Source organism: Chryseomicrobium aureum (assembly GCF_016909155.1).
Lineage (GTDB): Bacteria > Bacillota > Bacilli > Bacillales_A > Planococcaceae > Chryseomicrobium > Chryseomicrobium aureum.
In genome coordinates, this window is record NZ_JAFBFG010000008.1 from 12,784 (window position 1) to 25,803 (window position 13,020).

Here is a 13,020-nt window from a genome sequence, read left to right on the forward strand (position 1 = left end):
GAGGGGTTTAAATGAACGAATTTGAACACAACGTACAGTCCAAACGCAACGACGCGATTGACTCAGGAATAGGTTTTGTGGCCTCTTTTGTATTTTTCGCAACCATGTTCTTAATCGCAGTAGTCGTACAATTCGTCGCTCAATAAGACGACACAAGACGCCATTACTTGGCGTCTTTTTTGTTTGTCTTCCATTCCACACCCTTCCGAGAGATTATTACTTCTATCGTCCCGCCATCATACGTTCCTCGTATCGGAATTTGTCGGGCTACTAATTCTTTAAGAACCTCTTCATGTGGATGGCCATATCGATTGTCTTTCCCTGCGCTTGCCACTGTATATTTCGGGTTTATAACATCTAGCCAAGCGGGCGTTGTAGAGGTTTTACTTCCATGATGTCCAAGCTTTAACAAGTCGGCATTCATGAGCAACTCTCCGTACCGACTTACCATCCACTGTTCACCATCCTTTTCCAAATCGCCAGGCAATACAATTTTTTGATGAAACACCTCTACTACAGTGACTAGTGAACTGTCATTCCCTTTGTAAGGTCCCTCTACCGGCAACACATAAATCCTAGAATCCCCTATCTGTATACTGACAGCTTCTTCAATTTCATAAATCGGTACTTTTTTAGCTTCTGCACTTTGTCTTAGCTGCTCGAGTTCTGGTAACTCTAGTACTCCAACAGGCACTAAGATTTGTCGGACATGAAAATCTTCGACGAGTTCCTCTGCACCTTCTGTATGATCCGCATCCGCGTGTGTCAAAATAAACAAGTCAATGGTGGATACGCCAAATGACCGAATGTAGGGAGAAACGATAGATCGTCCTATTTCGTAGCTATCTCGCTCTTGCCAAGGCTCCTTCTCGAAGGATACCCTACCCCCCGCATCGATCAATAGAGTAAAGTCTCGGTTTGGTAATTGTATAAATGTACTATCCCCCTGCCCAACATAGACAAAAGATAGTTTTGCCTGGTCATTGAAATACGGGAGTACATGCCAACCAATTGATACTACAAGAATAAACGGTAGAGCTAACACACCTCGTCTCTCCCACAGTAAAAATGTCATTATGCAGACACCTAGAGTTATAAGAAAATAACTTTCAAGTGCTGGAGGCGTCCATGTGACGAATGGGAGTTCAGAAAACCATTGAAATACAAGCTGAATAGTCGATCGGATGCGCGTATAGGAATCAACGAATGGAAGGAAGTTAATTGGAAGAATAGCACACAGTACATAAAAAAAACTGACGGGCAAAATGAGAAATGTAAAGAGTGGAATCGCTAGTATGTTAATTACGAACGAAATCAAGGAGAGTTGTTGAAAATGGTAAAGTACGATAGGAAGCACTGCTAATTGACAGATGACAGTTGTAAAGAATGTGGAAAGTAAATAAGACGAAGACGCCATAAGTTTCGTTGAATAAATCAAGCTAAATACAGCGATAAATGATAATTGGTACCCCGGCTGAAGCGCGAAAAATGGAAAATAGGCTAGTGTGATCAGCAATACCCAGGAAATAAGATCCGGACTAGTCACTTTGATTTTTTTCATCAGTAAGACTGTTCCTATAAACACCATGAAACATGCACGAATTACAGAGGGAGCCCCTCCAGCTAACACCATATAAAACGGTAGAAAACTTAAAATCAGAATATAAATCATGCGCAACCTCACTCCTGCTGAAAGCAAAACACCATAAAGGGCACCTGTCAATAACGCAATATGTAACCCAGAGATTGCAAAAAGATGAGAAAGCCCTAAGCGTTGATACAGACGATTGGTATCTTGATCTCCGAGAGATCGGTCTCCTATGGTTAAAGCTAGCACTTCGTCTTGAAGTTCTACCGGTACTTTGGTAACGACCGATTGCTGGATGAAAAGTCGTATGGAGGAAACCTTTCGCTTCATTTGCCAAGTGAGGGTGGTGGTTGGGGAATACGGTTGAAGTGTAAGTGCTTTGTAAGCACCTTGCGCTCCTTTAGAGAGTAAATAGTCATCAAATTGAAATTCGAACGGGTGACTCTGTAACCTTTCAGGTTGCCGTTCAAGTTCAAGTGCCACTACTATTCCTGTCCAGTTTGTCTCTTTGAAAACTCGTGCCGTCTCTTCATCTGGAAGAGTGTACGAAACGTAAATAAGTGGACCCTCTTGCACTTTAATAAATGCTGCGAAACGATCTCCTTGTTGTTTATATAGAGATGTGACAGTTCCAAGCTGCTGACTTTCAATCGTTTCGACTGGCAGTCTTTCTGAGACCATCCACATGAAGAGGAACAGCGTACCACTGACAACAATTGCCGCTCTCTTACTTATGCGAAAGAAGCAAAAAATAGCTAAACCTACTCCTAGTAGCACGAACCAAATGCTTGAAAAGATGGCGAAGCAGCCAATGACGGCTGCAAACGCACAATAAATCCAGTTATTTTGCAAATAAAGCATCCACTTTCTTCGTGTATGCATCAATCTTTTCTTGATCAGTATGTAGAGCTAACTCTTCGAGAAGTGAACGGGTCAAGTTCTCTTTTTCCATCGCCAAGAAATCAATCTTCCGCGCATCAAACGGCACATGTATTACTTCTACACCTGCTTGTTCAAGTAGTTCAATCGCGTAGCTGTTGTTTTTATAATCCGCCGCATAGTACAAGCGGTGAATACCGGACTGAATAATGGATTTTGTACACGGTAGACACGGAAAATGCGTCACATATAAATCAGCCCCACTGACTGAGACCCCATACTTCGCACACTGTAACAAAGCATTCATTTCCGCATGAATCGTGCGTACACAATGGTTATCAATCACATAACACCCTTGATCGATACAGTGATCGCCACCAGAAATAGACCCGTTATAGCCCCCAGCAATGATGCGACGATCTCTTACTATAACCGCACCAACAGCTAGTCTTGTACATGTACTTCTCAATGCTAACAAATGACACTGTGCTAGAAAAAATTGATCCCACGTTATTCGCTCCATTACGATTCCCCCTTTTGTTATCAGTGTACCTATAGTTTTTGAAGTGCGTCAACTCACTTTACGTAAACGAGGGGGCGAAGTCGTTCCAGCGTCTTGTCACCAATCCCGTCCACTAAACTTAACTCTTCAATTGATGTAAATGGAGTTTGCTCTCGAAAAACTAGAATCGCCTGTGCCTTAGCGGGTCCAATCCCAGGTAATGTTTGAAGTTCAGCAAGCTCAGCCGTGTTTAATTCTACCAGTTTCTCCTCTTCTTCATTCACTGCCAGCGTCTCTCCAATGACAGGTACGTAGATTGATTCAGCATCCGACAATAAGGCTGCTTGATTGATTTGCTTGTTGTCGCTCTCAGCGAGTAGACCGCCCGCCTTTACTATCAAATCAACAAGTCTACTGCCATTTGGTAATTCATAGACACCGGGTTGTTTAATAGCACCTTTGATTTCGACGATTAAATAAAGTGATTCTTGCGGTTCATCTTGTTGCTCAGGTTCTGTTGGGTGTGTTTGAAGAGGCATGAGTTGTGACTGTTGTGAGGGTTTCGTGAAGAATACAACTAGAAGAATACTTAGAAGAATGGTTATAGCGATCACTACGTAAGCAGTCGATCGATGCAGACGTTTTGTTTGAATAGAAAAAACCTCCCATACAATCGGGGAATCGTAGGAGTAGTTCCATCATACTCCAAACCCCAATCGACGGAAAGTTTTATTTCGTCGCATGGAAAAAATAGCGAAGACCTTTGTGATCTTCTCCAAAAATAGAATCGTCCACTAGACAGTTTGAAAATCCTAATTCATGAATCCACTGCTTATACATCTCTATTTCAAAGGTGCGTTGATAATGGTGCTCTTCAAATCGTTTATAGCGCCCATCTTCTGCTCGCACAAAAAAAGTGATGTCATGGTAAACAGAATGGTCTTCTTCACCTGGTTCCGTACTCCATAAATACGCGACATCTTCATCTTCATAAATAAATGGGCCGTCCAAGTAAGCCTCGATTTTTTTAGTCGAATGCACATCAAAAAACAAATGGCCCCCTGGTTGTAGCGCCTGAAAAGCGGCTCGAAGCGTTTTGACTACTTCCTCTTCATCTACAAGATAGTTGAGTGAGTCCACAGCAATGACAACTACGTCAGCTGGACGTGCTGCTGTGAAGTCTGCCATCGAACCTTGTGAAAAATGAACGGCTGCTTGTTCTTCTTGGGCCTTTGCTTTCGCCTGTTCAATCATCATTTGAGAAAGGTCGATTCCATGTACGTCTGCTCCCATATGAGCAAGCGGAATGGAAAGCGTTCCGGTCCCACATCCTAGGTCAACAATTGTTTTCTCCTGTAGAGGTCCTGCTTCATGCAAGATCCAAGTTAAATAGTTTTCGTATGGAATGTCTGCCATCAATTCATCGTAGACGCTCGCAAACTTTTCGTACATCACTCAGCAGCTAATTGGACGAATTCGATTGGTGCATCGCCCCATAGACGTTCTAAATTATAATAGTCACGCTCATCACGATGGAATACGTGTGCGACAACATCGCCTAAGTCAATAAGAACCCAGCGGCCTTCATCATAGCCTTCCATGCGTTTCACGTGAATCTGTTGCTCTTCAGCTTTATCTTTGATTTCTTTTGCGATCGCCTGTACTTGACGGTCTGAGTTTGCATGGCAAATGACAAAGTAATCTGCGATTGGCGATACGCCTTGCATATTTAATACTACGATATCTTGTGCTTTTTTATCATCAGCAGCTTGTGCTGTTAATTTCATTAGATTTTCAGAATTCATTTCATCTTCCCTTTCTTATGTCCAACAAGCATTATAACAAAATAGTGAATCAGGATATACCGTTTGCTTTTGTTTTATCAAATGTTGGAGTGTGTGACGCACTCCGTAACGCATCGCGAGTTCTAGATCTTTGTGCGCTAGGTCACGAAGTTTTTCAACTTTTGGGTAGTTCCGGTTCGGTTCAATCATATCTGCTACGTAAATAATCTTTTCAAGCTTCGACATGCCCGCACGACCTGATGTATGGTAGTGAATCGCATTTCGTATATCTTCGTCTTCTACTCCGAACTCATCTCGTGCCACTACACTCCCCACAGGTCCATGCCACAGCTCATGATGGAAGTCGAGTAAAGTCGCGTCCAAATGATGTGCTTTAATTTGATCTGCCATCCAAGCTTTATCGGCATATTTACAAATATCATGAAGAAGTCCAGCGATTTCTGCTTTTTGAACGTCCTCCCCATATATCTTGGCAAGTTCCATAGCAGTTTCTGCTACACCTAACGTATGCACATACCGTTTTTCTGTCATGCGACTCTGGATTATTGGAAACCATTCATCTTTCGTCCACATACAAATCGTTCCTTTCACAATAACGTGCAATGTCTTCTGGTAAAAGAAAGCGAGTAGTTTCACCTTGAGCGAGTCTTTTTCTTAACTCTGTTGAAGATACTTCCAATTGCGGAATCGACAATGTCGTTACTTTATACGGTGTTGACACAGTATATCCTGGTCTCGGAACAACGACAACATTTACTAAATGAACCAATTCATCAATGCAATACCAATCAGCTAACTTTTCAGCTTGATCAGCACCTATAATAAACGAATACTCGGTTGTCGGGTTCATTTCAGTCAATTGCTTTAACGTATCAAACGTGTAAGACAGTCCACCACGGTCCAGCTCTATCGTTTCTACATTGGAATCTGGGAGATAGGCAGATAGCAGACGGACCATCTCAAGACGATGATTGTCTGTCACCTGTTGATTCTTATTTTTAAAGGGCGACTGGGCGGCCGGCATAAAATGCACTTCATCAAGATGTAAGGCATGTTTTGCTTCGTTTGCAATCAATAGGTGGCCCATATGCGGCGGATTGAATGTGCCCCCAAGTATACCGATTTTTTTCATAATTAAGCGCGTGGCAAAATGAGTTTTTTATTTTTATGAGACTCTTTATAAAGTACGACAGTAAGTCCAATTAACTGAACAAGTTGCGCACCTGTTTCATTTGCTAATGTCTCCGCCACTTCATGTTTGTCATCTTCACAATTTTGCAGAATAGAAATCTTCACCAATTCACGAACTTCCAGAGCTTCCTGAACGCTGTGAATCAATTGTTCATTAACGCCACCTTTTCCTACTTGGAAAATGGGTGATAAATGATGTGCTTCGCTACGTAAAAAACGTTTTTGTTTACCTGTTAACATATAAATCTCCTTTAGGACGAAAAAATCGTCTGTACTATTTCTTTTTGATCTGGCTTTATACCTGTCCATAATTCAAAAGCAAGCGCCCCTTGTCCAATGAGCATGGCTAATCCATTCATTGTAAAGGCGCCTTGACTATTCGCTTGTTTCAAAAATTCTGTTTGTGGTGGTGAGTAAATAATATCAACAGCCACCATCTCCGACGTCCAAATCGGATTCGAAAGTGGGGACTCTTCGCTGTCCATACCTACAGTAGTTGTTTGAATCACACAATCGAACTCTGGTAATTTTGCTGGAACTTCTGACATATCCAACAGTTTGGCGTTGTATTTGTTAGCAAGTTGCGTTGCTTTTTCCAAAGTACGGTTGCAAATCGTCACATCACGAATGTGTAAATCGGAAAGAGCTGCTGCGATTCCCTTGGCAGCTCCCCCCGCTCCAATAACTAAGATTCGTGTTGACTGCGATAGATTGGGAATAGATGCTAAAAGGCCACGACCGTCTGTGTTGTACCCCTTCCAGCCGGTTTGTGTACGTACCACAGTATTCACAGCACCCGCTGAGCGTGCCGATTGGTCCAACTCATCTAGAAACGGCATGATTGCTTCTTTAAACGGTACTGTGACATTGAACCCACTGCATCCGAGTAAAAAGAGGGATTCCACAGATTGTTCGAGTCTATCAGGCTCAACTAAAATTGGCACATAAGATGCATCAATGTTGTGTGTACGAAACCAGATCTCATGCATCCTTGGTGAAATCGAATGATGGATAGGGTTGCCGATGACTGCGTACCACTTTTTCATAAATTAAATGAGTGATGGACGAACCATCACCGCAACTCCTTTAGGTACATGAGCAGCTACTACAACATTCCCCGTCTGACACGTGATCCAACCTAGTCCTGAGAATACAATGTCCATTTTGGGACTCTTAATAGAAAACTCATGACGCACAAGTTCTGGGTACTTCTCTGCATGGCTTTTTCCAGGAGGAGATAGTAATTCTCCTTTATGATCGGCATATAACGCATCCGCGTTCGAAAGTTTTGTTCGGTGAATCGTTAGCTGATTCGATAAATGCGCAGTGAATACCGATCGGTCTCCTTGAATAAAATCAAAGCGAGCAAGCCCACCAATAAACAATGTCTGTTCGGCATTTAACTGGTACACCTTTGGTTTGATTTCATTTTTCGGTAAAATCAGCTTCAACTCTGACGGATCGACATAATGCGCTAGCTGATGGTGATTGATGATACCCGGTGTATCACAAATCGATTTCCCATCGTCCATTGGAATTTGAATCATGTCAAGCGTTGTACCTGGGAATTGAGAAGTCGTGATGACTTGTTCTTCTCCCGTCGCTTGTTTAATAATCCGATTAATAAATGTTGACTTACCTACATTGGTTGACCCGACTACGTAGACATTCTCACCTTTACGTAATTGCTCGATCGCATCCATTGCCTCTACCATACCTTGGCCCTTTGCAGCACTTACAAGAAGAATGTCAGCTGTTTGAAGACCGAGGGATTTAGCTTCTCGTTTTAGCCAGTTAATCACTTTGTTTTTCTTTACGGACTTTGGCAGTAAATCTGCCTTGTTCGCAATTAAGAGCACCGGGTTATTGCCAACGAAACGGTGCAAACCAGGCAACCAACTACCGTTAAAATCAAAAATATCAACGATTTTAACAATCAATCCTTTTTGATCACCTAGGCCGTTTAGGATTTTTAAAAAGTCATCGTCTGTCAATTCGACGGGTTGAATCTCGTTGTAATTTTTCAATCGAAAGCAACGCTGACAAATTACTTCTTCTTTTTCAAGACTAGATGCCGGGGCATAGCCTAGTTTGGTTGGATCTTCGGTTTGGATGAGAACGCCACACCCGATACATTGTACTGTTTCCATCAGGCTTCATCTCCCCACATAATATGACCTTTGCTTTTTAAATAACTAAAGATGCGTCGCTCGACTAGTCGGTTGAAACGAGTGACGAATCCATCAGATTTTGCTACTGGAATAACTAAAATTGTATGCAACTTCAAACGGTTTCCACCAAGTACATCCGTTAATAGTTGATCTCCGATAACTACCACTTCTTCGCGCTTCAATCCCATTAATCGTAAAGCTGTTAAAAAAGCTTTTCGGAACGGCTTACGCGCTTTATAAATGAATGGGATTTGCATAGGATCTGCAAACGACTTCACACGGAGTTCATTGTTATTAGATACAATCGTCACTTGAATCCCCGCTTGTTGCATACTTGCAAACCACTCCACGAGTTGCGGTGTTGCATCTGGACGATCCCATTCAACAAGCGTATTATCAAGATCCGTAATGATTCCTTTAATACCTTGCTCTTTTAACTGTTCTGGTGTGATTTGAAAAACGCTCTTCACAAACTCAGAAGGAATAAAATTAGTTAACACGTGCTACACTCCACTCTATTACGTACTCTTTCGACATTATAGCATATCCGCCAAGGGCTCTCCTACCTGTACTTTGGCGCCGTTCACCACAGAATCTCGCCAGTTCACGCAATTTGGTTCTGTCAGTAATACGACCGTCGAGCCAAATGCGAAATAAGCAACTTCTTCACCTTTGTTCCACAGTGAATCAGTTTTCACTAACTCGATCGAATTTACAAACATCGCACCGACTTTAATGACTGCAAAAGCGCTTCCGGCATTCTCTAAAATGGAGATGATACGGTAGTTGTCACTCAAGGGTTTCTTTCCATATAGAAGACCTAGCTTGTTCACTGGGTACGAAAATCCACCTGATACGAATTGATCCGTGATCTCCCCAGATAACGGGGCGTGTATACGGTGATAATCCGCAGGGCTTAAATACAGCACAGCATACTGCCCACCGATAAAGCGCTCTGTAAGGGATGGTTTTGCCAGCAATCTGTCAATGGAATACTCCTGTCCTTTAACTGAAAATGTGCCTGTTGGCGTAATCGTACCAAAGGATTCGATTTTAGCATCTACTGGACTCACGATTGTTTTTTTATTTGTGTCAATCGGGCGAACTTCTTCCTTTAATTGGCGTGTAAAAAAATCATGCAAAGATGAAAACTCATGCATCGGTTTCACTGCAAGATTGGCATCAATTTTGAATGTCTTTTTATATGAAGGGATCATGAATTTGCTGACACTTGACTGTGTAAATCGCTTTAGAATAAGCGACGTGCTTGGTCTGTTTGTCAGTTCAATTAGTTTTTGATAGATTATAGTTTTCACGGATTTCGAACCTTTCTCTCTATTAATTTCCAACTATTTAGCGTATACTTATAGGATAAACTATATGTGAGGGGAAACCATAGTGTTCTTATTTGAATCGACAATTGAACGTTTGTCTCGGCTGAAAAGCCAAGCTGCAAACCTTTTGACCATATTGAACATGGCATTTGGTGGAGCAGCCATTTTGGTGACGATGAATGACCATTTTGCACTTGCCGTCCTATTTATTTTTATCGCCGGACTTTTAGATCGTTTTGACGGGATGACAGCACGCAAACTTGGCATTGAATCGGAACTTGGAAAACAGCTTGACTCTATGAGTGATGTTATCTCGTTCGGTATCGCACCTGCACTACTTATTTATGCATACGCGACAAATGAGTTGGGCACTCTGGCCATGGTCGTTACTGTCATCTACATTGCTTCTGGTGCATTTCGCTTGGCGCGCTTTAACATTTCAGAATCCAACGGCTTTTTTACAGGTCTACCAATTACAGCAGCAGGGGTTGTATTAACTCTTAGTTACTTCGCTGTACCTTATGTATCACCTGTTGTCTATCTATTCTTCATGATTATCTTATCTTTCATGATGATTTCAACACTTTCACTACGAAAAATCTAACCCGCTCTTGTAGCGGGTTTTGTTATGCCCATTTTGTCTTTTGCATAGACTCTTTCAAGGAGGCAATTCTATGCACTGATTATCCATCGTCCTCAGTTCCCTCGCCCATCTCCCTCTCGCGCTTGGCTATATCCGAAGTCAAGCATTCGAACAACCACTTCCTCCAGAGAAAGAACAACAACTCTTTGACTTGATGCACAAAAGCGATGACGCAGCACGCTGTATCGAAAATGAGATTTTGATGCATCTTCGTAAAATTAAAAAGCATGAACAAGAGACTTCTCTCAATGATCAGATGGGGCAAGATGTAGAGGGAGGAACACTCACGCTTGCGGATATTTTACCTAGTAATGACCTACCAGTAGATGACCAATTAGCTTTTAAAGAGTTGACGCATCATCTCTATAAGTGGATGCATCTGCTAGATGAGCGAGAAGCTGAAATCATACAACATCGCTACGGCTTATTTCATTATTCCCCTTTGACACAAGTAGCATTAGCTGAATAGTTAGGAATATCGCGAAGTTATGTTTCTCGAATTGAAAAACGTGCATTGATTAAATTGTTTCAAGTATTGAAGTCAAAAAAATAATCAACAGGCTAAAACAAAATGAAATCAGTATCTTCTCACGAGTACGTTCGAGAGAAGATACTGATTTTTTCAACAAGTGGAGTTCCATTACGGTGTTGCTTTCCGTAGGCGCGGCGTGAGCCTCCTCGTCACAGGCTCCTGCGGGGTCTCACGTTCCGACTTTGACCCTACTGGAGTCAACACCTTCATTACACTCCACTAACAATCGATCATACAACTAAAAAAGAAATTCTATGATCATAATGTTTTCCGAAGAGCCCGGAAGCCAGGACGTCATTTCCCGTGCAATCGAAGTTTTGCCGAGACCCCGCAACTAGACGAAGTCGATGTGAGGAGGCTCGGTGAAACTTCCACAGGACAATGACGAGCTGGGTGTAGGGCTACATAAATTAAAGTGAACTCACTACCCGCAGCACAACTTCCGTAGAATTTTTTGCTGCTGTCGGTAAAAATTCGTCAAAACTCATTGGCGATTCTTTGCCTGCGATATCAGACAATGCGCGAATTACTACAAATGGAGTTCCGAATTGGTGACAAACCTGCGCAACAGCGGCTGCTTCCATCTCACAGGCTGCCATTGTCGGGAAGTGTTCGCGTGTTTCTTTGACACGTTCTGGGAGATGCATGAATGAATCTCCTGTTGCAATTAGACCTGTTGCTGAATGAATGCCCACAGCTTCAATCGCCTCTTGTGCTTTTTCGATCAAGCTTGCGTCTGCTGTAAATGCTGCTGGCATACCAGGGACTTGACCCATTTCATAACCAAAGGCACGGACGTCAACGTCGTGATGACGGACCTCTGTAGATACTACAATGTCCCCCACTTGTAAAGATGGGTCATAGCCACCTGCAGAGCCCGTGTTAATGACCACATCCGGCGAGTATTTTTCTAGTAAAATTGAAGTCGTCATCGCTGCATTCACTTTACCAATGCCACTTTTCACTAAAATCAATTCATGTGCTCCGTATGTGCCTGCAGTGAATTCACTGTTTGCAATTGTTTCCGTTGATGCATTCGAAAGCACTGCACGCAAGTGTTCAACTTCTTGCTCCATCGCACCGATAACTGCTACTTTCATTGTCATTCCTCCGTTATGGTAACTGATTCAACTTTTCGAGTTTTGTCGGTTTCCAACCTTGGCCATCGACCCACTCTAAATAAATACGATACATCTCTGATTTGTCTTTTGATGTAACTGTGCCAATTGACTTTTGCGGGGATCCCCCATTGCCTAAGAAAATCGTGTACATGTTATCAGCCGAAAGACCAGATGCATACTGAAGGGCTTTGATTTTTTCATCCCAATCGACTGTCCCTTTCGTGTAACTCGAGACATGTTCACCAGTTTGCGTTGTTCCTACCGGTTGCCAAGCTGTATTCACGATGACTTCATCCACAATAGGGTCCGTTGACGGTTCAGTCGTTACTTCCGCTTGTTCTTCAGTAGTATCTGTTTGATCTTCTTCTGTTGCTTCTGTTTCTTCAGTAGATTCTGCTTCATCTGTCGCTTCAGATTCCTCTGTCGTTTCAGCACCCGCGGTATCTTCTGACTCAACGTCTTGTTGGCCCTCATCCGTCACTTGCTGTTGCTCATCTCCAGGATCAGCTTCCACAGCGGTGTCGTCGTTTGAAGAAAGTAAATTTGCTAATGTAATAATAATCAGTAAGCCAACTACAGCTAGTAATGAATTTATAAGTAAATTCGCGCGTTTTTTCTTTTTCATTTGCGCACGTCTAGAAAATTCTTGCGTCATTTAGTTCACTCCTCATTGCTACAATCTTTTTTCATCTTACTAATAATCGGGATGAGAATCAACTGAGGCCCTGACAAAGCGAAAACTGCCTGACAGCGTCAAAGCTGCCAAGCAGTCTAGAATTACGAAATTGATACGATCTTAACGTCCATTTCTCCACCAGGAGTCATGATTTTTACATTTTCTCCGATTGTTCGGCCAAGTAAGCCTCGTGCAATTGGAGAATCATTTGAAATTAATCCTTCTAATGGATCTGCTTCAGCTGAACCAACGATTGTATACGTTTCTTCGTCTCCGTCTGGGATTTCGATAAATGTAACCGTTTTCCCAAGTGAAACTGTGTCATCGTTTGCATCTTCTTCAATAATGACTGCATTGCGAATCATAGATTCCAATTGTGAAATACGACCTTCGACAAATGCTTGATCTTCTTTCGCTGCATCATACTCTGAGTTCTCGGATAAATCTCCGAAGTCACGTGCTACTTTAATACGCTCAACAACTTCTTTACGTTTTACATTTTTTAAACTATCTAATTCTTCCTCTAACTTTTGCTTACCTGCAAGCGTCATCGGATATTGTTTGTCATTTGACATTCC

18 protein-coding genes are annotated in these 13,020 nt (G+C 42.3%); 3 read left to right on the forward strand and 15 right to left on the reverse strand.

The features are described 5' to 3' along the window. Positions 1-11: 11 nt before the first annotated feature. Positions 12-146, forward strand: a complete 135-nt coding sequence (locus JOD03_RS07410) for a YqzM family protein (protein ID WP_204590216.1) — start codon at positions 12-14, stop codon at positions 144-146. A gap of 17 nt (positions 147-163) precedes the next feature. Here JOD03_RS07410 and JOD03_RS07415 read toward each other — a convergent pair whose 3' ends face one another. The 12 genes from JOD03_RS07415 to JOD03_RS07470 all read right to left on the reverse strand — a co-directional run bounded on the left by JOD03_RS07415 (position 164) and on the right by JOD03_RS07470 (position 9,452). Then, the gene (locus tag JOD03_RS07415; protein WP_204590217.1) at positions 164-2,470 is read right to left on the reverse strand and encodes a DNA internalization-related competence protein ComEC/Rec2; all 2,307 of its coding nucleotides are present in this window, start codon (positions 2,468-2,470) and stop codon (positions 164-166) included. After that, complete coding sequence (locus JOD03_RS07420) at positions 2,430-2,990, reverse strand: ComE operon protein 2 (RefSeq protein WP_204590218.1); 561 nt, start codon at positions 2,988-2,990, stop codon at positions 2,430-2,432. The genes JOD03_RS07415 and JOD03_RS07420 overlap by 41 nt, the downstream gene beginning before the upstream one ends. Positions 2,991-3,043: 53 nt before the next feature. Beyond that, a complete protein-coding gene (locus tag JOD03_RS07425; protein WP_204590219.1) occupies positions 3,044-3,508 on the reverse strand; it encodes a ComEA family DNA-binding protein in 465 nt (154 codons plus the stop codon). A gap of 190 nt (positions 3,509-3,698) precedes the next feature. After that, entirely contained in the window at positions 3,699-4,421 is a 723-nt protein-coding gene (locus JOD03_RS07430; protein ID WP_204590220.1) for a class I SAM-dependent DNA methyltransferase, read from the reverse strand. Continuing rightward, a complete protein-coding gene (rsfS, locus tag JOD03_RS07435; RefSeq protein WP_204590221.1) occupies positions 4,421-4,774 on the reverse strand; it encodes a ribosome silencing factor in 354 nt (117 codons plus the stop codon). The genes JOD03_RS07430 and rsfS overlap by 1 nt, the downstream gene beginning before the upstream one ends. 15 nt (positions 4,775-4,789) lie before the next feature. After that, positions 4,790-5,347: a bis(5'-nucleosyl)-tetraphosphatase (symmetrical) YqeK gene (gene yqeK / locus JOD03_RS07440; protein ID WP_239584885.1), complete on the reverse strand. Its 558-nt coding sequence runs from the start codon at positions 5,345-5,347 to the stop codon at positions 4,790-4,792. After that, the gene (locus tag JOD03_RS07445) at positions 5,331-5,906 is read right to left on the reverse strand and encodes a nicotinate-nucleotide adenylyltransferase (RefSeq protein ID WP_204590222.1); all 576 of its coding nucleotides are present in this window, start codon (positions 5,904-5,906) and stop codon (positions 5,331-5,333) included. The genes yqeK and JOD03_RS07445 overlap by 17 nt, the downstream gene beginning before the upstream one ends. Before the next feature lie 2 nt (positions 5,907-5,908). Further along, positions 5,909-6,205: a ribosome assembly RNA-binding protein YhbY gene (gene yhbY / locus JOD03_RS07450; protein ID WP_204590223.1), complete on the reverse strand. Its 297-nt coding sequence runs from the start codon at positions 6,203-6,205 to the stop codon at positions 5,909-5,911. Positions 6,206-6,216: 11 nt separating this feature from the next. Beyond that, positions 6,217-7,011, reverse strand: coding sequence for a shikimate dehydrogenase (gene aroE / locus JOD03_RS07455; RefSeq protein ID WP_204590224.1), 795 nt, complete (start codon positions 7,009-7,011; stop codon positions 6,217-6,219). A 3-nt stretch (positions 7,012-7,014) separates the two neighbouring features. Next, complete coding sequence (yqeH, locus tag JOD03_RS07460; protein WP_204590225.1) at positions 7,015-8,115, reverse strand: ribosome biogenesis GTPase YqeH; 1,101 nt, start codon at positions 8,113-8,115, stop codon at positions 7,015-7,017. Next, on the reverse strand, positions 8,115-8,636 hold the full coding sequence (locus JOD03_RS07465) for a YqeG family HAD IIIA-type phosphatase (protein ID WP_204590226.1): 522 nt from the start codon (positions 8,634-8,636) through the stop codon (positions 8,115-8,117). The genes yqeH and JOD03_RS07465 overlap by 1 nt, the downstream gene beginning before the upstream one ends. 36 nt (positions 8,637-8,672) lie before the next feature. Beyond that, positions 8,673-9,452, reverse strand: a complete 780-nt coding sequence (locus JOD03_RS07470; protein ID WP_204590227.1) for a phosphatidylserine decarboxylase — start codon at positions 9,450-9,452, stop codon at positions 8,673-8,675. Between the two features lie 82 nt (positions 9,453-9,534). Here JOD03_RS07470 and pssA point away from each other — a divergent pair, with 82 nt between their 5' ends. After that, positions 9,535-10,074: a CDP-diacylglycerol--serine O-phosphatidyltransferase gene (pssA, locus tag JOD03_RS07475; RefSeq protein WP_204590228.1), complete on the forward strand. Its 540-nt coding sequence runs from the start codon at positions 9,535-9,537 to the stop codon at positions 10,072-10,074. Positions 10,075-10,315: 241 nt separating this feature from the next. Further along, positions 10,316-10,582 carry a hypothetical protein gene (locus JOD03_RS13770; protein ID WP_239584886.1) on the forward strand — a complete coding sequence of 89 codons (267 nt, stop codon included), beginning with the start codon at positions 10,316-10,318 and terminating at the stop codon, positions 10,580-10,582. 473 nt (positions 10,583-11,055) lie between these two features. Here JOD03_RS13770 and mtnN read toward each other — a convergent pair whose 3' ends face one another. The 3 genes from mtnN to greA all read right to left on the reverse strand — a co-directional run bounded on the left by mtnN (position 11,056) and on the right by greA (position 13,017). Further along, positions 11,056-11,745 (reverse strand): 5'-methylthioadenosine/S-adenosylhomocysteine nucleosidase, encoded by a 690-nt coding sequence (mtnN, locus tag JOD03_RS07485; RefSeq protein WP_204590229.1) that lies wholly within the window; start codon positions 11,743-11,745, stop codon positions 11,056-11,058. A 13-nt stretch (positions 11,746-11,758) separates the two neighbouring features. Continuing rightward, a complete protein-coding gene (locus JOD03_RS07490) occupies positions 11,759-12,421 on the reverse strand; it encodes a YrrS family protein (protein ID WP_204590230.1) in 663 nt (220 codons plus the stop codon). A 122-nt stretch (positions 12,422-12,543) separates the two neighbouring features. Continuing rightward, positions 12,544-13,017: a transcription elongation factor GreA gene (gene greA / locus JOD03_RS07495; RefSeq protein WP_204590231.1), complete on the reverse strand. Its 474-nt coding sequence runs from the start codon at positions 13,015-13,017 to the stop codon at positions 12,544-12,546. Positions 13,018-13,020: the final 3 nt, after the last annotated feature.